This is a genomic window from Carboxylicivirga sp., from assembly GCF_982718395.1.
In genome coordinates this window covers 53,748-73,191 of record NZ_CEXQWX010000004.1, presented here as the reverse complement: position 1 = coordinate 73,191, position 19,444 = coordinate 53,748, and the positions used below count along the sequence as shown (strand labels likewise).

Here is a 19,444-nt window from a genome sequence, read left to right as displayed (position 1 = left end):
ATACAATTTATGGATTCATTTAATTAGCAAATTACACGTTTGAATTCGAGAGATTCTGCTCCAAAATTAACTAACAGACCAACTTTGTGATTTGATATTTTAAGATAGTTAATGATTTGAGCATAATGGATATCATCTAATTCTTACACCGCTTTAATTTCTATAATTATTGAATCAAAACAGATAAGATCTGCTTTGTATTTCTTTTTCAAGACAGTTCCCTTATAATCAATTTGTAAATCAACTTCGTTTTGGAACGGAATATTTTTTGAATTTAATTCAATGGTCAATGCTTCGTGATATACGGCTTCTAAGAATCCTGATCCAAGTGTTTTATGAACTTCCATGCAGCAACCAATAATATCGTAACATTCTTGTTTGAGGATAAAGTTTTCTTTCATAGTAGAGTGAATGGCTATAGTACAAATTTAAAAATTACAACCACAAATTTCTCAAATTACACAAATGGGATAATAAGCGATGTGTTGGTGCAATTGACTAAGTTGATTCTATTTATTCATTTGTAGTTTGTGAGTGCTTTGCTCTAATGACGCAAATTAAAATCCACTGGTGGATTTTAATTTGCGTCATTTGTGGTTTGAAATTTAATTATTGAGTAAATGTGGTTATTTAAGAATTATAACCACAAATTTCTCAAATTACACGAATAAGATAAGATGCGATGTATTGGTTAAGAGGTTGATTAAGTTATTACTATTTATTCGTTTGTAGATTGTGGTGCTTTACTTTAATTACACAAAAGCTATATCCACTGCTGGATTTAAATTTGTGTCATTCTTGCAATATGTGGTTTGAAGATTAATTCACATCCTCAATTTTAATTTGCTGACGCTGACGAGTGGGTAATAAGGATAATCTAAAACGCTTCTTATTTGTTTTGTCGTTACCGTTTCCATGTAATACAGTCATGTACCAGCCCATAAGTCCGACTCCTTTTACCACACTTGACAAGCTAATAGCCCACCAAATACCCAACATGCCCAGGTATTTTTCTAGTGAAAGTACCATAGCCGCAGGTACACGCGCTCCTGTAAAAACAATACCTATAATAGATGGTGGAACGGTTCGTCCTATACCATTAAAAGCACCCCGGGTAATGATTTCAACGATCATAAATATTTGTGAGACGGCCAATATCTTCAGGTAAACAATTCCCATTTGAAGTGGCTCAGGTTCGCGCAGGAACAGAGAAAAGATTTCCCTGCCAAAAACAATAAAAGAAATCGTTACGATGGTACCTAGAAAAATACCAATGCCTAATGTTGTGTAATATCCTTTCTTGATACGGCCCCAGTTATTTGCTCCAAAGTTCTGACCGGTAAAGGTTCCCAAGGCAGTTGCAAATCCTGATGAGGTCATCCAGGAGATTGCTTCTATCTGCGCACCAACACTTTGTACAGCAATGGGAATATCACCCCACTTGGTAATCATGCGTGCCAGAATTAGTGCAAAGCAAGCAAATAAAGAGCTTTCTGCCGCCACCGGTGTTCCGAGTTTAAATATCTTTAGCGAGATTTCTTTGCTTAATCTGAATCGTTTGAAATCCGGATTAATGATTTCTTTTTTCCATATAAACCGGACGCAAAATATGCTGAATACTACCACTTGTGCTATCACAGTGGCCCAGGCCGCACCTTGAACGCCCAAAGCAGGGAAAAAAGCAAAACCGAATATCATCAGTGGATCGAGGAGCATGTTGAGCCCGAGTCCTACAAGCAAATAGTAGAATGGCAGACGGCTGTTGCCTACACCATTATAAATACCCTGAAAAGTAGGATTGATGAAGGTAAAGACAAAACCCAACGAAACTAAGCGAAGGTAGCTGATAGCACCATCTTCAACGATACCCTTAGACAGGCGAAATATTCCGATTAGCTGAGGTGCAAATATCAGTGATATACCAGCAATAAGTATTGAAAGTAATAAAGCCCAAAACAAGGAGTGGCGTGCAAAACGAGCTGCTGTTTCCGGCTCTTTACGCCCCAGAGCTTGCGAAACACCCACTTCTGCTCCAATTCTGGTGACCAATAAAATGGACATACCCAACCAGATGTAGAATCCGGCACTTCCTACAGAAGCAACAGCATTACTGCCCAACTGTCCTAACCAGATCATATCCGTAAGGTTATAGGCCATCTGCATCAACGATGTGCCGATAATGGGTAATGCCAGTTTAACCAATTGTTTAAATATTGGTCCTTGCGTTAGGTCAACAGATTTATTCATACCAGCTGCGAAGATAGTCTATATTTGATGGATGAGATATGATTATTGAGGTTATTATCTTATACTCTGCTCTCACCTCTGGCCTCTCATTTCTTACCTCTTTTCCTCCGTCTTCTGTCACCCGTCCATTATTTTATAACTTGCGGTTCAAAACAGGAACTTTTGTCTCGTAAAATTATCCATATCGATATGGATGCTTTCTTTGCATCGGTTGAGCAACGTGATTTTCCGGAATTACGTGGTAAACCTGTTGTGGTTGGTGGTAATAGTGACCGTGGTGTGATTGCCGCTGCCAGTTATGAGGCAAGGAAATATGGTGTACGATCAGCCATGTCGTCCAAAGTGGCTTTACGTCGTTGTCCACACTTAATATTTCAAAAGCACCGTTTTGATGTGTATAAAGAAGTATCGCGTCAGATTCGGGAAATCTTTTATGAATATACTGATCTGGTTGAGCCATTATCTTTGGATGAAGCTTTTTTAGACGTGACGGATAACAAAAAAAGTATCGAATCAGCTACTCAGGTTGCTCGTGAGATTAAACAGAAAATCTTTGAGACGACTGGATTGACTGCTTCGGCCGGGGTAAGCGTTAATAAGTTTCTGGCTAAAGTCGCCAGTGATCAGCGTAAACCCAATGGGATGTTTATCATTAAACCCAGTGGAGTTCAGGCTTTTGTGGAGCAATTACCCATTGAAAAGTTTTTCGGAGTTGGTAAGAAAACAGCTGAGAAGATGCATCAGCTTGATATTCATAAAGGAAAGGATTTATTGCGCTTCGACCTGCCACGAATGCTTCATCACTTTGGCAAAGCAGGACATTACTTCTTTAATATCGCCCGGGGAATCGATGAGCGACCAGTTCATCCACATCGTGAGCGTAAATCGGTTGGGATTGAAAATACTTTTGGTAAAGACTTGCGTGACAAACAGCAGATTGAACATGAAATTAATCGGCTTAAGGAAGGTTTGTTGAAGCGCTTATCAAAGAGTGGAAAATCTGGTAAAACATTAACTCTCAAAGTGAAGTTTGATAATTTTGAGCAAATAACACGCTCAAAAACCCTGAATGAACGGATAAGCGAAAACTTACTTAATGAGCTATCGGATGAGTTGGTAAATGAGGCGCCTTTAAACAGGCCAATTCGTCTTTTGGGATTAACCGTTTCTAATTTTAAAGAGGAGTCAGAAACGGAGGCTCTTCAGCTGAAAATTAATTTCAGGGATTAAGATTGTGATAAATACTCATTAATAATGCGCGTTTTATCACTGATATCCTGGGTTATACCATTGACAGAAATGGTTGCTCCTGAAATAGAATCAATATTTTTTCCAACCTCCAGGTCTTTCTCGCTGGTGTCATAACCAACAAATTGTTTCAGCCATCCTTTAGCTGTTACTTCGTGTCCATGAGTGGCTTGGTAGTTAAAAACTTTTACTAATACCACTTCATTTTGAGCATTAAACAATACCAGGTAGTCGAAATATTCAGAGTCGCTACCTTGTGATAATGTATTTGGCATGGAACAGCCACCTGCACGGCAGCTGTTCACACGTCCAATATACATATGCTTTATATCCGAATCAGCATTATCGCTTTTAACACTAAAGAATTTACCTTGTAAGTCGCTTGTTATCTCCTGAGGTAGTGTTATTTCACTTACCTGCGGGTTAATTAACTTGCAACTTTTAACAAGAGTTTTCTGAATTGCTTTATGTTGGTAATTGATATCACCACGTCCAAAAGCACTACAGCAAAGTGTAACTAAAAGAATGGTTAATACTGATTGTTTCATCATTATTAGAACATTATACCAAATCCGGCATTAAACGTTTTTGAATATTCATCATCCGCAGCTGATTTTACAAACTGCATGTCTGCTTTTAATACTGCGTTTTGAGTTAGCTTTAGTGTTAAACCAGTTGTGATGGCTTTCACATCGTACGCATCATTCTGAGCAATGTTACCCTCTACTTCTTTGTGAGTGTTGTAAGCCTCATAACGAACAAAAGGAATCAGGTCAGTTTTTACATCATCCAGATGTTTGAAAACGTTGTAGCCAGCCTCTACATAATAACCAAACATAGAGCTACCAACATCGTTACCAGTAAATTCGTTATACTGCTTTGTGTTTGATAAAGATGTATGGTAATATTGACCACGTAATTGTAAACCACCGTAAGTATAGCGAGCATCCAAACCAATCATTGCCATACCAATAACTGATGAGTCGGCTGCAGCAACGGCTTCTTTATCACTTTTGTTCAAACCATCGTACATTGTACTTTGTGAATCGCCAAAATACCCTGATAATCCAACATTTAATCCTCTGATTCCGAAATACTCAACTTTACCAGTGAAGTTCGCTGAGCTTACATAAGCCTCAGCACCCTTCTGACGGCCTTTGCGTAATCCGTTTTTGCCGCTGAACTTACCAGAACCATCATATCCATTAAATCCGCCAACAACGTAAGCCTGGTAACGAATAGAAGCAGGTAAAACATTACCAGTAAAACCAGCACCAATCTCACGCCAAGTTGTTGGAGCAATGTACTTGTCGATTAATGGACGTTCCACGCCATTGAAAGTGTTTGGTTCGTGATATTCGTTGACAATACCCATCGGTATCAACATTAAACCACCACGAAACTGTACAGCATTGCTTAGTTTATGCTGAATGAAAGCTTGTTCAACGTACACTTCTTTAACGTGCTCAAACTCAAGCTCTGTTACAAATTGGGTTTTATCATTAAAGTTGTATCCGAATAACATAACTACGCGGTGAACATCAAGTTTACCGTTGTTATAAGTGTCCGAATTAAGTTTTTGATTGAAATGTGCCTCTCCATATCCCCCAATGGTTAAGCCTTGGTTTGAATTTAATAAGCGCTGAGCAGAGTTCAACTGTTGCTCGTCAGCATTATTTTGTGCAAATAGATTAGATACAGCTGCAATGATTGCAGCAAAAAGTACAATTTTTTTCATTTTAATTTGTGTTTCCCTTTAATATGTATCACATCCTATAGATTGTGATGATTGCGTTAATTATTTTGTGACAAAATTATAGGATTAGCCCTTGGTAAAGAATCCCTAATAATGGGGAATTATTAGAAACTCATAACAAGTTGTGATATTAGAAGAGGTGGTGTAAGTTGCATTGTAATAGGGCAGTATATGTGTTTGTTCAAACCTTCTTTATATCGCTACTACAACATACTACCAACATTTGGGGATAAAAAAACTTCCACCTTTTAAAGATGGAAGTTTATTTTGTACGTGATGCGTGATTATAGTTCGTTTGTTTCTTTCGAGATAGACAGGAATCGATCCATCATATCCTTTCTCAGATTTTGATAAAACGCTTTCACCATTTTAGGGTTGTCTTTGCCATCTGGATGATTGGCCTTGGCTACTAAATCATTTCTGAATTCGATAGCCTTCACCATTACTTCAGCAATCTTATCATTGTCTACATCATCTTTTACCAGTTGCTTTACATACGCCTCAGTAACCAACTCAGAAGCAAGAAAGTTGATGTCTTTTTTTAATTCTCTAACACTAGCCATATTGTTATGTTTTAATGTAATAAATACGGTACAAATGTAACCATTAATTTAATATTTATAAGGCGGTTTTTTTGATTTGCTTATAAGTGGTGTTTTAAGGGGAAGAGGGTTTAGGGACAGAATGAGAATTAAGCAATCGATTGATAATGTATGATTTTTCTGTGTTGAAATTCAATTAATTACTCAATATATTGAAGATTCATTTAAAAGTTGAATGTTATGAAAGTTATCCAAACCTCCTTTTTATTAGCAATAATTCTTGTAGTCTGTAGTTCACCTGGAAATCAAAACTTGCCTGTACTACCTTCCTGGAATGAAGGGAATGCTAAGCAGCAGATTATTGATTTTGTTGAACGAACAACAGTGACATCAAACGCAGATTTCATTGAAGTAAAAGATCGGATTGCTGTTTTTGACATGGATGGTACCATCCTGCTTGAAAAGCCCGATTATGTTCTTTTTGATTTTACGGTTAGAGAAATGCACAAGCGTATGCAAGAAAAACCCGAATTAAAAGAAAAGCAACCGTTTAAAGCTATTGCAGAAGATGACTGGGATTACTTTAAAACAGTAGGATACTTAGACGATAAAGGTCTATTTAGTGTGTTGTTATTTGCGACAGATGGTTTTACAAATCAACAATATCAGGATGCTGTTGATAACTATTTCAAGGAGGTTGTTGATGAGCGCTTTGGAATTTCCTATAATTATTTGGTTTATAAACCAATGGTTGAGTTGGTTGGCTATTTACAAGAACACGATTATCAAGTTTATATCGTTTCCGGCTCTGATCCGCAATTTACAAGAACTTTTTGCGAAGAATCCATTGGTATACCCAAAACAAATATCATTGGGACAACTGTTTTAACAAAATTTGAAGAAGAAGTGGGGCAATCCCGTTTGGTGCGGCAACATGAGTTTGTTAAGCCCATTAACGATCTGGCCGGTAAGCCTGTTAATATTTTGAATAAAATTGGCAAGGTACCTGTAATAGCTATTGGTAACTCAAAGGGAGATTACCATATGCTGCAATACTCGAAAAATGCACCCCTTAGTTTACAGATGCTTGTTAATCATGATGATTCGGTGCGGGAATATGAGTACAATCATATCGAATTAAAGGAGTTATGCAAGGAGAAAGATTGGGTTGAAATTAGTATGCAAAAAGATTTCAAAGTCATCTTTTAATTATTGACTACATTTGAACAACAGTCATATTTGTTCGTTAAAAATATTGATTTTTCGGACTTTTCACGAGCTATGTGATAATGAATAACTTAAAAACTAAATTATGAAAAAGTTGATTTTTGTATTGCTGCTGGGGATCGGAGTTTTTAGTACACAAGCGCAAGAAGTAGGGTTAAGGTTTGGTGGTTCAAACGGATTAGGTGGTGTTGCGGTAGATGGTATTTTCTCTATGGGACAATTTAGTCGTGTCCATGCAGATGTCGCAATTTGGGATGGTTATTTAGGCGTTGATGCTCTTTGGGATTTTATTTATCGTCCGCTTGGAGAAGAAGCCTTTAACTGGTATGTAGGTTTTGGACCTTCAACATTAATTGGTGATGAGTTTTGGTTAGGAGCTTCAGGAGAGATAGGGTTGGAGTACCGTTTTCAGGAAGTACCAATTGCTTTAGGATTAGATTGGCGTCCTACATTATGGATCATTGATAATACAACCTTTGGTGTTGATTCATTCGGATTAAATATCCGTTGGGTTTTTGGTGGATCCAAATAATTTATACTCATAAGTTAAAGCCTGCTACTTCTTTTTAGCAAGCTTTTTAGTAATGTAATCACTAAAAAACGACCATTCATCTACAAAAAACTATCGTTTACCAAATACTGTTTTTTTATCAAGATAATTGAAGTGATGTTGTGTAAGCCTTTGTTATCTTTGGAATTGCTAAACCAAAACCCTGGAAAGTGTTGAGAGGAAAAGTGTATTTGTTGAAAACTTGTAGTACTTGCAAGAGGATATTAAAGCAAGTTAGAGATTTCGGAGATTTTGATGTTAGAGATGTTAAGACTAATCCATTGGATATTGACGAAATTGATAGTTTGGCAAAACGGGCTGGAGGTTACGAATTAATTTTTAATAAGCAATCTCAAAAATATCGACAACAAGGCTTAAAGAATAAAGATTTATCTGAGGATGATTATCGACAACTTTTAAGCGAAGAATACACATTTTTAAAAAGACCCGTTTTCTTGATTGATGATAAAATATTTGTTGGAAACAGTAATACAACGGTTGATTTATTGACAAAATATCTGGCAACAACAAATAAATAAGATATCCGTTACTACCTAACCCAAATTTTAGAACACGTAGTAATAAAAAGGCTTCCCCACGGGAAGCCTTTTTTTGTGTTATTCCAGAAGTAATTTATTGAGTTTATTAATTACTTTTTCCTTCGTATCATCCGGCAAAGTATTTATTCGTGTTAAATGTGATCCGCCTGGCGCAACAGCGCGAGAGGTATTGCTCAATTTAGAATTATCTATAGAAGTGGCTCCCCAAGGATCATTTTGACCAATTATGGCAATCATTGAAGGGTTTGTTGCTTCCAAATCTCGCATAACTTTATTCATCGTTGGTAAGAATCGAAGTGTATCTCCACCCGGAGCAAACATGCAGCTGCTAATTGTATCTGTTCTATATCCTTTTAAATGTGGTGCGAGGTCACCTGGTACGTATGCATAATATCCCAATTCTTTATAAGCCTGATAAAAGAATGGTTTAATGTCTTCCCAGCTTTGATCCGATACATAGCTTATATCGCTTCCGGTCCGTAGGTGCTTAAATATTTCATTCATAGATGCATCAGAAGAAGGAATTGTTTGAGGTTTACTACCCCATTGCCAAAACGAGAATGGATATTCTAATACTACCAGATCAAATGCTTTGTCATATCCCATTCTGAACGTGTATCCTTTTTCTTGAGCGTATTCTTTAAATAAAGGCATTAATTTATCCCGGTTCTTAAGGACAGTTAATTGAAAGTTACGAATCTGTTCTCTTTCTGTTTCTGTACCAACTGATTCAAAGAAGTCAAATAAACGAGTGTCTTCTCTCGCCAGGTTAATTGGCGCTACATAAGGTACTGTAACATCAACGTCATTGGGGAAGAATGCCCGATGGAAAATGGCAGTTTGACCTCCTTTGCTTATACCGGTTGTGGCCCATTTTTTTGTATAGAGCTTTTTAAAGAACTGAATGATGCGATGGTGATCATTGGCAGCTTGTTCAACAGTGAGGTATTGCCAGTCAATACTATCAGGTTGAGATTTCGCAAAAAATCGGTGCTCTACAATGATCTGGTTGGCATTGGTTAATTTGGCTAACTCGGATGTATAATTACGTTTGGCTGAGTACCCTTCTGTAACCATCACAACAGGTGCCTCATTGTTTTTGTGAGATAACCATATGCGTTGTTTAAAACTTCCTTTTTCCGGATGTCGATGATCTAAGGGCTGGTTAAACCAGATAAGCCACGATTGCTCAAATAAGCTAGAATCGGTTTTTATTTTTTCAGCAGAAATAATATCAGATAATGCAAATAACTCTCCTGGCTCATGAAATGTAGTTTGGCAACAACTTAAAATAGAAATGAGCCCAATAGTAGCGAATAAGTTTCTGAACGTTACAGATTTGATGTTATAAATAGATTTCATTGTCTTGGGATTAAAATATTATGGATTGTCATCCATTGATTCAGTATTTTGTTATGACATACAGCTTGCTTGGCACTGAATAGTTATGTTTTAACTATTAATTTTTAAGGACTTGTTTTTAGATGAAAGACTTTCATATCTTATCACTCTTTGGCAAGACAATTAGGCAAGTTTTGTTGTATGGTGGTTTTTAATATTCCTTATTGGAAAGGAATATCCAGGGAAGAAGAAACTTCAATTTATCCAGCATTCATATAGCCCTTTGCCAGACTTATTGATTGGATTATAGTGCTTTGAAGTTAAATGCATTTTATGTAATTGAGGGAACTAATTTATGGAATAATAAATAGTTATAAAAATGTTGGGACTTATTTAAAATTAATCAATGCATGCAGTCGAATACTATTACCGACTTCATACTTATAAAGATACAGTGATGGACGTAAAATAATTTCGTTAAATAATTCGACTATTTTGCAACCTTATTCCAATTAAAACAGTAATAAAGTATAGCTTAAAGTAAAGGGTTGGACGGTAAAAAATCTTTTAGCTCATTTTTGGGGCTATTTATTACGAATAAGCGATGTTGATATGTGGGTTGGATAAAGTATGTAATTACTTTATGAATATGTGTACACTCGTGTGAGTGTTTACTTAACTGTGTATGACCTAATAATTGATACTATGCGGAATTGCTTGTTTGTATTCTGTTTTTGTTTGTTGCTGATATCTTTTGATTCACCTGCACAGGTTGGCAGAGAGTTTTGGTTTGTGGCACCTGATATCACGGTAGGACATGGAGATCAGCCTATTGTGTTTAGAATAACTACTATTGAAACTGCAGCAAATGTAACAGTCAGTATGCCTGCTGATGGTGGGCGTGTGATCAGTAATCTGACAATTAATGCACAAACACAGGAGCGTGTTGATTTAGACAAAGATATTGTTGAAAATCATCCTTCCGACAAGGTCAATGATAAAGGAATATTAATTACTTCTGATGCTGATATTACCGTTTATTATGAAGTAGCTAATGGTGTTAATCCTGATAAATTTACTTTAAAGGGGCCAAATGGAATTGGAACGGAGTTTTTTGTTCCATCTCAAAATACTTTTAGAAATAAACCACGCTCACCTTTGGCGACTGAGAAAATTGATATTGTTGCTACTCAGGATGAGACAACCATTACAATTATTCCAACCGAAGATGTTGTAGGACATGCAAGCGGCGTTGAATATACTGTAACGCTTAACAGAGGGCAGACCTATTGTATAGAAAACCGGGATGATGTTACACCTGGCTCATCATTGGCTGGTACCTATATTTCTTCAGATAAAGATATTGCAGTAACCATTAGTGATGACAGTATCTGGCAAGGAAGTGGCTTTGGTCCGTATGATTTAATTGGAGATCAATTGATCCCAACTTCAATGATTGGTACTGAGTACATCGCTGTCAATCCAAACCCTGATACACGAACCATAAATAAAGTTTATGTTTTAGCTACACAGGATGATACTTACATATCAGTTGTATACGACTCTCGAACTATGACTAAACGGTTAGATAAAGGCGAGCAACTTGAATTGGATATTGAAGGAAATGCATTGTATATAGATGCTGATAAACCCATTTATGCCTACCAACTGGCTAGTCTTTGGAATAGATCAGGAAACGAAATGGGAAGTGCTATACTACCAAGCACAAGTTGTACTGGTTCCAAAACGGTGAGTTTTGTTCGAACGTTTAATTTAGAGTTTTGGGTGCAGTTACTCACACAGCAGAAGAATATCAATTCCTTTGTTTTTAAAGATCAGAATGGAAATATAAGAAACGATCTGGGAGCTATAACCTGGAAGGAAGTAGAGGGTACAGATAACGGAACGGCAGATGAGATATGGTATTCAGGTATTATACAGTTGGATATTACAACCGGAGCACCTCATACGATTGAGAATACAAGTGGTTTATTCCATATTAGTATCCTGGATGAAAATCAAGGTAGTACGAGCTACGGTTACTTTTCTTCATATGGTCAACTACAATTGGAAGGGCCTACACAAGAATGTCAGGGGAATGAGATTGTTCTTCGTACAGCCGAACCAATGAAAACTTATAACTGGTTTTCAGAGCACACAGGTAATACAGTTCTTTCAACAGATCCTACCTTATCAGTAACGCAATCCGGAACATATTGGGTAACCGCGGAGGTTAATTTTGGAGGATGTGAGCTGACCGATAGTCTTTATGTAGAGTTTCTGTTGCCGGAATTTGAATTGGGTAATCATACAGTTGTTTGTCCCGGAGAAACAGTTGATTTTCAGGCGCCGGATGGATTAGGTGATTATGAATGGTTTGATGGATCAACAGGTAACACTACATCATTGGTTGTAGGTGCAGGAGATGTGCAGGATGTTTGGTTGACAGTTACAGATGATTTGAACTGTTCAAATACAGATCGAAAGCAGGTTTCAACACATGCGCTTCCTGTTATTAATCTCAATACAACTGAGCTTTGTGCCGGAGAAAGAGTAATTGCTGATAAAACAAATATTGACCGTTTTGAATGGACTTTTAATGGAACTGTGTTAAATACCGATCCAACCCAAAACTTTATTGATCCTCAGGTATCGGGCACATATACACTTTCCGTATGGGGTACAGAAGGATGTCCTGTTTCACAGAATTTTGATATTACGGTTCATGATTTACCTGATTTCACTGTTATAGATCAATTAGGGTGTGTGGCTGCAACAACAACCATTAACGCACCTCTTGTTGGAGCCGGATATACTTATTTATGGTCGGACAATTCAACAGCTTCGAGTTTTGATGTGAATTTAGCAGGTGATTATTGGTTAGAAATAACCGATGCTTATGGATGTAGCACCCGAGATGAATTTAATTTTGATTTCTTGCCTCCTGAAGAAATTGATTTGGGACCAGATAGAATTGAGTGTGCCGGAGTTACTTTAGAGATTGATCAGGGGGCAGACTATTCAAATTTCACATGGGAATTTAAAAAGGAAGGAACAGTTTCCTATCAATTGTTAACTACTCCAACACCTGAATATAAATATACAATAGTTGATTCTAAGGCTGAAAATAGTGGTGATTATCGAGTATCAGCCATTAATAAATATGGATGTGCAGTCACTGATCATGTTAATGTAAAATTTCAAACAACCAGTCCGCCTAAATTAACAGTGGACAGGAAGTTGTGTCTAGGAGAGGACATTACCATTGAAGCTTCATCGATATATACTGATTATGATTGGTTTCATAATGGTAATCCATTACCAGCCTTTACAGGTCAGAACAAAATTGTAGTTAATTCACCAGGTATTTATACTGTTAGCGCAACATATGAAGCATGTATTAAAGAAACTGATATTGATGTTAAGGAATACGCCATTCCATCTGTTAGTTTAAATGCTCCATCCAATATTTGTACAGATTCTACAGGGGTTATTGATGTAGCAATGTTTACAGAAGGTGATACAACTTTTCATTACCTGACTTTTGATGATGGTATAAAGCAATATCCAGATTGGACAACAGCCCGGAATCATGTCAATTCGGCAGGAACCTATAAAGTAATTGCTTTTGATAATGCAGGTTGTTCAGCTACCGATGAAGTTGTAGTTGCTGAGTTTCCGGTGACAAACCTTGGACTAATTGATCCACCATCTACATGTGAAAATATAGATATCATATTGAACAATCCAATTGGGAACGCTCTTTCGTATGACTGGTACAAAATTGAGGCTGATGCAGACAATCATTTGGTAAGTAATGCTTCCTGGGCAACCAATGTAGCGGGATCATACAGGTTATTTGTTGAAGATATAAATGGTTGTGGAAGCACAGATACGGCTGTTGTTTTGACTCTACCTGTCCCAACTGTTGATTTAGGAGATGATCGCGAAATGTGCGAAGATGATCAGATTGTAATCGATGCTGGTTCAACATATGCTTCATACCGATGGAATGGAGATGATAATTTAACTGAATCGTCCCTGGTAGTTACAACTTCAGGTAATTATAGCGTTGAAGTTGGAAATGTTCACGGTTGTACAGCATCAGATAATGTACAAATAGATGTTAATCCAATACCTCATTTTGTCGTTGATGATGTCTCTGTTTGTTCAGGACAATTAGGAATGCTAACAGCCCCTGCCGGATTAACCAATTATCAATGGTCTAATGGCGAAACAAGTCCAACAATTAATGTTACTAAGGGAACATATGTGCTTTCTGCAGAAACAGACAAAGGTTGTGTTGGGAGTGATGAAGCCAAAGTAATTTGGTATCCGATACCAGAAGTGAACATCGGAGCTGATACAGCCATCTGCCCGGTTGATATTCTGCAGCTTGAGGCAACAAATGGTTTTGATTATTATAAGTGGCACAATGGAGATATCGGAAGGTTCACCTATGCCGATTACTCCGATACTGTTAATGTTGTAACAGTTAGGGATGCCAACAATTGTTGGGGATTTGATACTCGAATGGTACATGCATTACCTGCACCAGATTACGAACTTTGTCCCGATACTGCTGTATGCACTAGCGATACAATAATGCTTGATGCAGGTGTTGATTATCTCGAATATAGGTGGAATGATGGAAGTCGCTTCCCGCTTTATGAGGTGACTCAAGCAGGTAAATATTGGGTAAATGTGCTGGATGGTTGTTTCTGGCTAAGCGATACTACAACCGTTGTTTATAACGAAACTCCAGTAATTACAAGGTTAGATACAATGATATATGGACAGATTGGTGTATTGGCAGAAGGAGGTACCGAGCCTTACCGATATGCCATCAATGATGAAGAGTGGCAGGAGGAGAATGTGTTTAAACAACTGGAAAACGGAAGGTATATAGTTCAGGTGCAGGATATTAATTTGTGTATGACAATAGATACGGTTGAAATTAATTCGCTTGTTGATATTGAAGTACCAAATTTTGTAACACCAAATAATGATGGAGTTAATGACCGATGGGAAATAAAAGGAATGGAGAAGTTCCCTGACTCGATCATTAAGATCTACGATCGTTTTGGTAAGCTGTTAATTGAATACAAGGCATCAGAACCTGGCTGGAATGGAGAATACCTTGGCAAACCTGTTCCGTCAGATGCTTATTGGTATGTTATTGAAGTTCTGCCACTAATGAAAATGTTAAAAGGGCATATTACGCTTAAGAGGTAGGTTGATGATGAGAAAGGTTTTGCTCTTAATGTGCTTTGTTACGATGGTGACCGTAACAAAAGCTCAGAAGTACTACATTACAAATCAATATTTATATGATTTGTATTTGATGAATCCGGCCGGTGCCGGATTCTATAAGGGGTGCTATGAGTTTAGTGGTTACTACCAAAAGCAATGGTTTGGGATGGATCAGGCTCCTACAACACAAATATTGAGCTACCAGGGGCCATTAACCGAAAGTTTAGGCTTGGGTACCTATTTCTATAATGACCGCAACGGATTTTATACCGAAATGGGTCTACAAACTTCATTATCCTACGAGGTGATGTTCACCAGAAAAAGGAAACGTACTGCTTCAATGACCTTTGGTATATCTATCAATGCCGAGCAAAGTGCGGTTGATCAGACACAACTAACTGATGGAGCGGTTTTAGATCCCGCTTTAACCGGGGCAAATGAAAGTGGATGGGGATTTAATGCGAATGCGGGTTTGTTATTTAAATATAATGATTACCATGCCGGATTTTCGGTAACTAATATCCTCCCACAAAACAACCCAATGTACCTTAGCACTAACGAACCGGAATTGACAAGTGATATTCATATTCATGCTGGAACTACTTATAAAGTGGCTGATCGTGATATTTATCTGGAACCATTGATCATGTATCGACGCAATATGCTGGTTGATAGCAAGCTTGATTTAAGTGTGAAAGGCTTTTTCCCAACACCCGATCCGAACTTTTCATTATGGGGTTTGGTATCATATCGTCGAGTTATGGATCATCAATTTGGTAAAAGTCTGGGGCTTGGCACAACTGCTGGCGTTCAGATTAACAATTTTTTAGTCGGTCTTGAATATCAATTGGGTCTAACCTCAGCCCAGACTGATTATGGAAGCGCCTATCAGTTAATCTGTAAGTACCGCATATGCAAGGATAAGTCAAAGCGATCCATTCCGTGCTCGGAACGTAACCGTAATAAAAGAAACAAAGCAATAAAAAGACTCAGGATAATGTAGTTGTTTGATGCATTGTTTAAAGGGTATTAATGTTATTTTTGAAAACCAGCAAAACGTAATTTCAACCCTGGCATGCATATATATTTATCAATACTCGTTTTTTATATCTCCTGTTTTGGTTTATTGAGGGGACAGGAATCGGTATATGCTAATGATGACCTTATTAAAGGCTTGGAAAACAATGAAGTTAATATTTCGGTATTGAATAATGATTTCGGATTGAGCGAGGGTGTTAGCAGTTTAAAGATTACCGTTGAAGCAAGTCATGGACAAGCTATTGTAAATGAAGATAACAGCATTACGTTTATTCCTGACAGATCTTTTGTTGGAAAGGATGAGTTTGTTTACGAAGTATGTAATACTGATGGAAATTGTGATGAAGCCAAAGTATTTGTTGAAATTGAGGATGTTGACTTTATGCCTGTGGCTGTTAATGATACAATCAGCTATTTGCATGGTTCATCCATTGAAGTTAATTTTCTCGACAACGATACAATCGAAGGCGATGAGCCAATTACCGTTTCAATTATTGGAGAATTAAAGCAAGGTTCGCATTATTTAAATAGTGATAACTTGTTGGAAATAGAATTTGAGCGTCGATTCATTGGATTGGATTCTCTGGACTATATTATCTGCGATGCCGATGATGATTGTATTCAGGCCAGGATAATATTTGATGTTCGTCATGGTGGTGATATAGAATTCTTTATTCCTCAAGGTTTTTCTCCCAATGGCGATGGAATTAACGATACCTTTTATGTACCCGACTTCTCCACTTATCAGGGTATAAGTGCAACAATTGTGGATTCATGGGGAAGTATTGTTTATCAGCAAAGTGATTACCAAAATGATTGGAATGGAATAGCAAATAAAGGAAATAACAAAGGGAAGCTGGTGCAGGCAGGCACCTACTATTATATCTTTAAAATTGAAGGGGTCTCAAAACAAATAACCGGGTATGTTTATGTTGCGAAATAGAAAAAAGGTGCGGTTGTTTTGTTTTTATGCCATTTCATTAATGCTACTCCCTTTAATGAATAGCTTAAATGTAAAGGCACAAAGTGATTTATTGTCGTCGCAATATATGAATAGTCAATTGTTGATAAACCCTGCATATGCTGGTGTGCGAAATTCCTTTAGTGTAAACCTTCTCTCCAGACAACAGTGGATGGGAATTAATGATGCCCCAACGACCTATGCAATTAGTCTTCATTCGCCTTTAAATAAAAGGATGGCATCTCTTGGAACAAGTTTGCTCCATTATCAAAGCGGTCCGGTGCAACACAGCGAATTAACAGCAGTTTATAGTTACTTAATTCGCCTGAGCCATAATATGTTCTTGTCGATGGGCCTTAGTGCTCAGGTAAATCATTATAATATTGGACTGAATGCTTTGGATGTGATTGAAGACAATGATCCAAGTTTTGCAGCTAATTTTGACAACGGGATAAAGCCAAACTTTGGAGTTGGAACATTTCTATATACACCTAAATTCTTTTTGGGCATATCTGTGCCAAAAGTGTTGTCATCACAATTGAAAGGTGAGGAAGGTAATATTATGGCGATTGAAGAATCCCAAAGTGCTTATATAACTACTGGTTATGCTATTGATGTGAATAAATCGCTGGTTGTTAAACCATCTTTCTTAGGTCGATTGCGATTAGAAGAAAGTCACCTGTTTGATATAAACCTTCAGCTGATGTATAAGAAGGTGTTTTGGGTAGGTGGCTCATACAGAACAAACAATACAATGGCAGCCTTGCTAAATATCCAGGCCACTAAAACATTAGGGGTTTGTTATTCATATGACTTTTCAATTGGCAATTCATATAATTTTGGGGTGGGGAGTCATGAGATTTCGTTAATAATTGATAGTCATCGATTAATAAAACGGAATCGTGACCGACGCTTTAACCGTAAAAAAGTATCAAGCGAGGATGAAGATAAAGGTGTAGAATCGATAAGGTATTTTTAAGCACAAAAAAATGCCGGTTTAAAACCGGCATGCAAGTATTGTGTTGTCATGAGATTGAATACTTAATCTCTAAGTGCCATTAGAACCGGAATATTTGTGTCCAATTCAATTTCTTTAATTCCTTCGATTTCAAATGCTGAAGTTTTCTGGAAAGCATTGTAATCAGTCATCCAGTTTTCAACAAATAATGGCTGCTCATCCACTTCAGCTAATAAATAGCTATCAATATTATAATAGTTTTCTAATGAGGTCATCCACGACTCAACTTCAAGTGAAGTCTCCTCATCTACATTAAATGAAGAAATATCTGTCATCCATGCTTCCACATGAATTAATTCTAAATCTTCATTTGAGAAGCTTTCAAGATCAGTCATCCAATCTTCGATTTCAAGTATTGATTCATCTGTATTAAATGATTCTGTATTGGTCATCCATTCTTCTACTACTAATTCAGGTTCATCCATTGGTAGTTGGTCATGAATTGGTTGAGCATTTAAGTTTAAGCTCATAAAAAGAGATACAAGAAGTAAACTTGAAAGTAATTTTACTGTTGGTTGGTTATTGATAGTTCTCATGACAAATAATTTTAAAGTTGATAACGCATATGATTTATCAATGCATGTGCCAAAAAATGTAATATACAGATATATAGATGTTAATAATAAATAAAGGATAATTAAATCTTTAATTATCGACCGAATATGTAACAATGATGTGTTCGAAAATGGACAGGATATTTTTATAAGTCATGTCTAAATTGCTTTGATACAACTACCTCAAGCAGGATTGTATTCAACTATTTTGCTTTTATTACTATGGAGTAAAAAGCTTCTATAAAAATCGAGATGAATTCAATAAAAATTATTATTATTGTGCAATAATAATAATATAAGCAAATTTCTTATCTCATTTCTGTTAATTTTTAAAAATTTATTATGAAGAATTTATTAATGCTTGCCATGCAAGTATTCATTTGTGTCAATTTTTATGCACAACAACATGCGCGTCATTATAACGTTATTTCTGGTGATTTTGAAAGAACGGGTATAAAAAAAAATTTCGCATTAGTATATGGGAATCAATTTCGATCGGGTTATCAATACAAAGACATTAGTCAAACAAATAGTCATACTGATTTTCATGTTTACGAGCACAATAGCGATTTAAATTGTTATACTGTAGATCAAAATAATCCTTGGTGGCAAGCTGCATATACAAGCTATGATGCAGAAAAAATTCATCGTCGTGTTGTAGTAGGTGATTTTGATAGAGATGGTTATAAGGATGATGTTGCTGCTTTATTTAATTATTCAGGTGCTAGGACTAGAATACATGTGTGGAAGTCATCAGGTGGAACCTTTTCCTATCAAGGAAATTCTGGATGGTGGGATAGTGGATCGGGTAATTACGAAGCAACAGCTGTTACAGGAAGGGTAATTGTAGGTGATTTCGATAGAGATGGCTTCGATGATGATATAGCTGCATTCTATATGTATCCTAATTCACGAACACGAATACATGTATGGAAGTCAACAGGAAATGGTTTTGCCTACCAAGGAAATTCTGGATGGTGGGACAGTGGCTCTGGTCAGTACAATGCAGAAAATATTGAAGGAAGAATAGTTGTAGGTGATTTCGATAGAGATGGTTACAATGATGATATCGCAGCTTTCTACGGATATTCTGGTTCACGAACACGAATACATGTATGGAAGTCAACAGGAAATGGTTTTGCCTACCAA

15 protein-coding genes and 1 pseudogene are annotated in these 19,444 nt (G+C 36.9%); 9 read left to right on the top strand and 7 right to left on the bottom strand.

All coding sequences use genetic code 11. The features are described 5' to 3' along the window. Positions 1-23: 23 nt before the first annotated feature. A pseudogene (locus AC4MRQ_RS01785) lies at positions 24-401 on the bottom strand (GxxExxY protein). 418 nt (positions 402-819) lie between these two features. Next, positions 820-2,247 (bottom strand): MATE family efflux transporter, encoded by a 1,428-nt coding sequence (locus AC4MRQ_RS01780; protein ID WP_491195917.1) that lies wholly within the window; start codon positions 2,245-2,247, stop codon positions 820-822. Between the two features lie 162 nt (positions 2,248-2,409). Between AC4MRQ_RS01780 and dinB the strand changes: the two genes are divergently transcribed. Further along, a complete protein-coding gene (gene dinB / locus AC4MRQ_RS01775) occupies positions 2,410-3,477 on the top strand; it encodes a DNA polymerase IV (RefSeq protein ID WP_491195916.1) in 1,068 nt (355 codons plus the stop codon). Here dinB and AC4MRQ_RS01770 read toward each other — a convergent pair. The 3 genes from AC4MRQ_RS01770 to AC4MRQ_RS01760 all read right to left on the bottom strand — a co-directional run bounded on the left by AC4MRQ_RS01770 (position 3,474) and on the right by AC4MRQ_RS01760 (position 5,814). Further along, on the bottom strand, positions 3,474-4,046 hold the full coding sequence (locus AC4MRQ_RS01770; RefSeq protein WP_491195915.1) for an FMN-binding protein: 573 nt from the start codon (positions 4,044-4,046) through the stop codon (positions 3,474-3,476). The genes dinB and AC4MRQ_RS01770 overlap by 4 nt on opposite strands. 2 nt (positions 4,047-4,048) lie before the next feature. Continuing rightward, complete coding sequence (locus AC4MRQ_RS01765; RefSeq protein WP_491195914.1) at positions 4,049-5,233, bottom strand: hypothetical protein; 1,185 nt, start codon at positions 5,231-5,233, stop codon at positions 4,049-4,051. Positions 5,234-5,535: 302 nt separating this feature from the next. After that, positions 5,536-5,814 carry a hypothetical protein gene (locus AC4MRQ_RS01760; RefSeq protein WP_491195913.1) on the bottom strand — a complete coding sequence of 93 codons (279 nt, stop codon included), beginning with the start codon at positions 5,812-5,814 and terminating at the stop codon, positions 5,536-5,538. A gap of 219 nt (positions 5,815-6,033) precedes the next feature. Between AC4MRQ_RS01760 and AC4MRQ_RS01755 the strand changes: the two genes are divergently transcribed. The 3 genes from AC4MRQ_RS01755 to AC4MRQ_RS01745 all read left to right on the top strand — a co-directional run bounded on the left by AC4MRQ_RS01755 (position 6,034) and on the right by AC4MRQ_RS01745 (position 8,109). Continuing rightward, on the top strand, positions 6,034-7,002 hold the full coding sequence (locus tag AC4MRQ_RS01755; RefSeq protein ID WP_491195912.1) for an HAD family hydrolase: 969 nt from the start codon (positions 6,034-6,036) through the stop codon (positions 7,000-7,002). A gap of 103 nt (positions 7,003-7,105) precedes the next feature. After that, positions 7,106-7,552, top strand: coding sequence for a hypothetical protein (locus tag AC4MRQ_RS01750; RefSeq protein WP_491195911.1), 447 nt, complete (start codon positions 7,106-7,108; stop codon positions 7,550-7,552). Between the two features lie 188 nt (positions 7,553-7,740). Continuing rightward, on the top strand, positions 7,741-8,109 hold the full coding sequence (locus AC4MRQ_RS01745) for an arsenate reductase family protein (RefSeq protein ID WP_491195910.1): 369 nt from the start codon (positions 7,741-7,743) through the stop codon (positions 8,107-8,109). 78 nt (positions 8,110-8,187) lie between these two features. On the opposite strand, the gene AC4MRQ_RS01740 is transcribed toward AC4MRQ_RS01745, so the two are convergent. Further along, on the bottom strand, positions 8,188-9,492 hold the full coding sequence (locus AC4MRQ_RS01740) for a S28 family serine protease (protein WP_491195909.1): 1,305 nt from the start codon (positions 9,490-9,492) through the stop codon (positions 8,188-8,190). Positions 9,493-10,176: 684 nt separating this feature from the next. On the opposite strand from AC4MRQ_RS01740, the gene AC4MRQ_RS01735 reads away from it, so the two are divergent. The 4 genes from AC4MRQ_RS01735 (at position 10,177) to AC4MRQ_RS01720 (ending at position 17,702) form a co-directional block, all read left to right on the top strand. Beyond that, complete coding sequence (locus AC4MRQ_RS01735; protein WP_491195908.1) at positions 10,177-14,706, top strand: T9SS type B sorting domain-containing protein; 4,530 nt, start codon at positions 10,177-10,179, stop codon at positions 14,704-14,706. Positions 14,707-14,710: 4 nt separating this feature from the next. After that, complete coding sequence (locus AC4MRQ_RS01730; protein ID WP_491195907.1) at positions 14,711-15,727, top strand: PorP/SprF family type IX secretion system membrane protein; 1,017 nt, start codon at positions 14,711-14,713, stop codon at positions 15,725-15,727. 72 nt (positions 15,728-15,799) lie between these two features. Continuing rightward, on the top strand, positions 15,800-16,705 hold the full coding sequence (locus AC4MRQ_RS01725; RefSeq protein WP_491195906.1) for an Ig-like domain-containing protein: 906 nt from the start codon (positions 15,800-15,802) through the stop codon (positions 16,703-16,705). Then, a complete protein-coding gene (locus tag AC4MRQ_RS01720; protein WP_491195905.1) occupies positions 16,686-17,702 on the top strand; it encodes a PorP/SprF family type IX secretion system membrane protein in 1,017 nt (338 codons plus the stop codon). The genes AC4MRQ_RS01725 and AC4MRQ_RS01720 overlap by 20 nt, the downstream gene beginning before the upstream one ends. A gap of 62 nt (positions 17,703-17,764) precedes the next feature. On the opposite strand, the gene AC4MRQ_RS01715 is transcribed toward AC4MRQ_RS01720, so the two are convergent. Continuing rightward, positions 17,765-18,277 carry a hypothetical protein gene (locus AC4MRQ_RS01715; RefSeq protein WP_491195904.1) on the bottom strand — a complete coding sequence of 171 codons (513 nt, stop codon included), beginning with the start codon at positions 18,275-18,277 and terminating at the stop codon, positions 17,765-17,767. Between the two features lie 360 nt (positions 18,278-18,637). On the opposite strand from AC4MRQ_RS01715, the gene AC4MRQ_RS01710 reads away from it, so the two are divergent. Continuing rightward, the coding region (locus AC4MRQ_RS01710; RefSeq protein WP_491195903.1) for a hypothetical protein at positions 18,638-19,444 on the top strand (807 nt) is incomplete at its 3' end.

Coding starts and splice junctions, on each gene's coding strand:
- AC4MRQ_RS01780 (WP_491195917.1), bottom strand. CDS start 2,247: ATGAATAAATCTGTTGACCTAACGCAAGGACCAATATTTAAACAATTG.
- AC4MRQ_RS01770 (WP_491195915.1), bottom strand. CDS start 4,046: ATGATGAAACAATCAGTATTAACCATTCTTTTAGTTACACTTTGCTGT.
- AC4MRQ_RS01765 (WP_491195914.1), bottom strand. CDS start 5,233: ATGAAAAAAATTGTACTTTTTGCTGCAATCATTGCAGCTGTATCTAAT.
- AC4MRQ_RS01760 (WP_491195913.1), bottom strand. CDS start 5,814: ATGGCTAGTGTTAGAGAATTAAAAAAAGACATCAACTTTCTTGCTTCT.
- AC4MRQ_RS01755 (WP_491195912.1), top strand. CDS start 6,034: ATGAAAGTTATCCAAACCTCCTTTTTATTAGCAATAATTCTTGTAGTC.
- AC4MRQ_RS01750 (WP_491195911.1), top strand. CDS start 7,106: ATGAAAAAGTTGATTTTTGTATTGCTGCTGGGGATCGGAGTTTTTAGT.
- AC4MRQ_RS01740 (WP_491195909.1), bottom strand. CDS start 9,492: ATGAAATCTATTTATAACATCAAATCTGTAACGTTCAGAAACTTATTC.
- AC4MRQ_RS01735 (WP_491195908.1), top strand. CDS start 10,177: ATGCGGAATTGCTTGTTTGTATTCTGTTTTTGTTTGTTGCTGATATCT.
- AC4MRQ_RS01730 (WP_491195907.1), top strand. CDS start 14,711: ATGATGAGAAAGGTTTTGCTCTTAATGTGCTTTGTTACGATGGTGACC.
- AC4MRQ_RS01725 (WP_491195906.1), top strand. CDS start 15,800: ATGCATATATATTTATCAATACTCGTTTTTTATATCTCCTGTTTTGGT.
- AC4MRQ_RS01720 (WP_491195905.1), top strand. CDS start 16,686: ATGTTTATGTTGCGAAATAGAAAAAAGGTGCGGTTGTTTTGTTTTTAT.
- AC4MRQ_RS01715 (WP_491195904.1), bottom strand. CDS start 18,277: ATGAGAACTATCAATAACCAACCAACAGTAAAATTACTTTCAAGTTTA.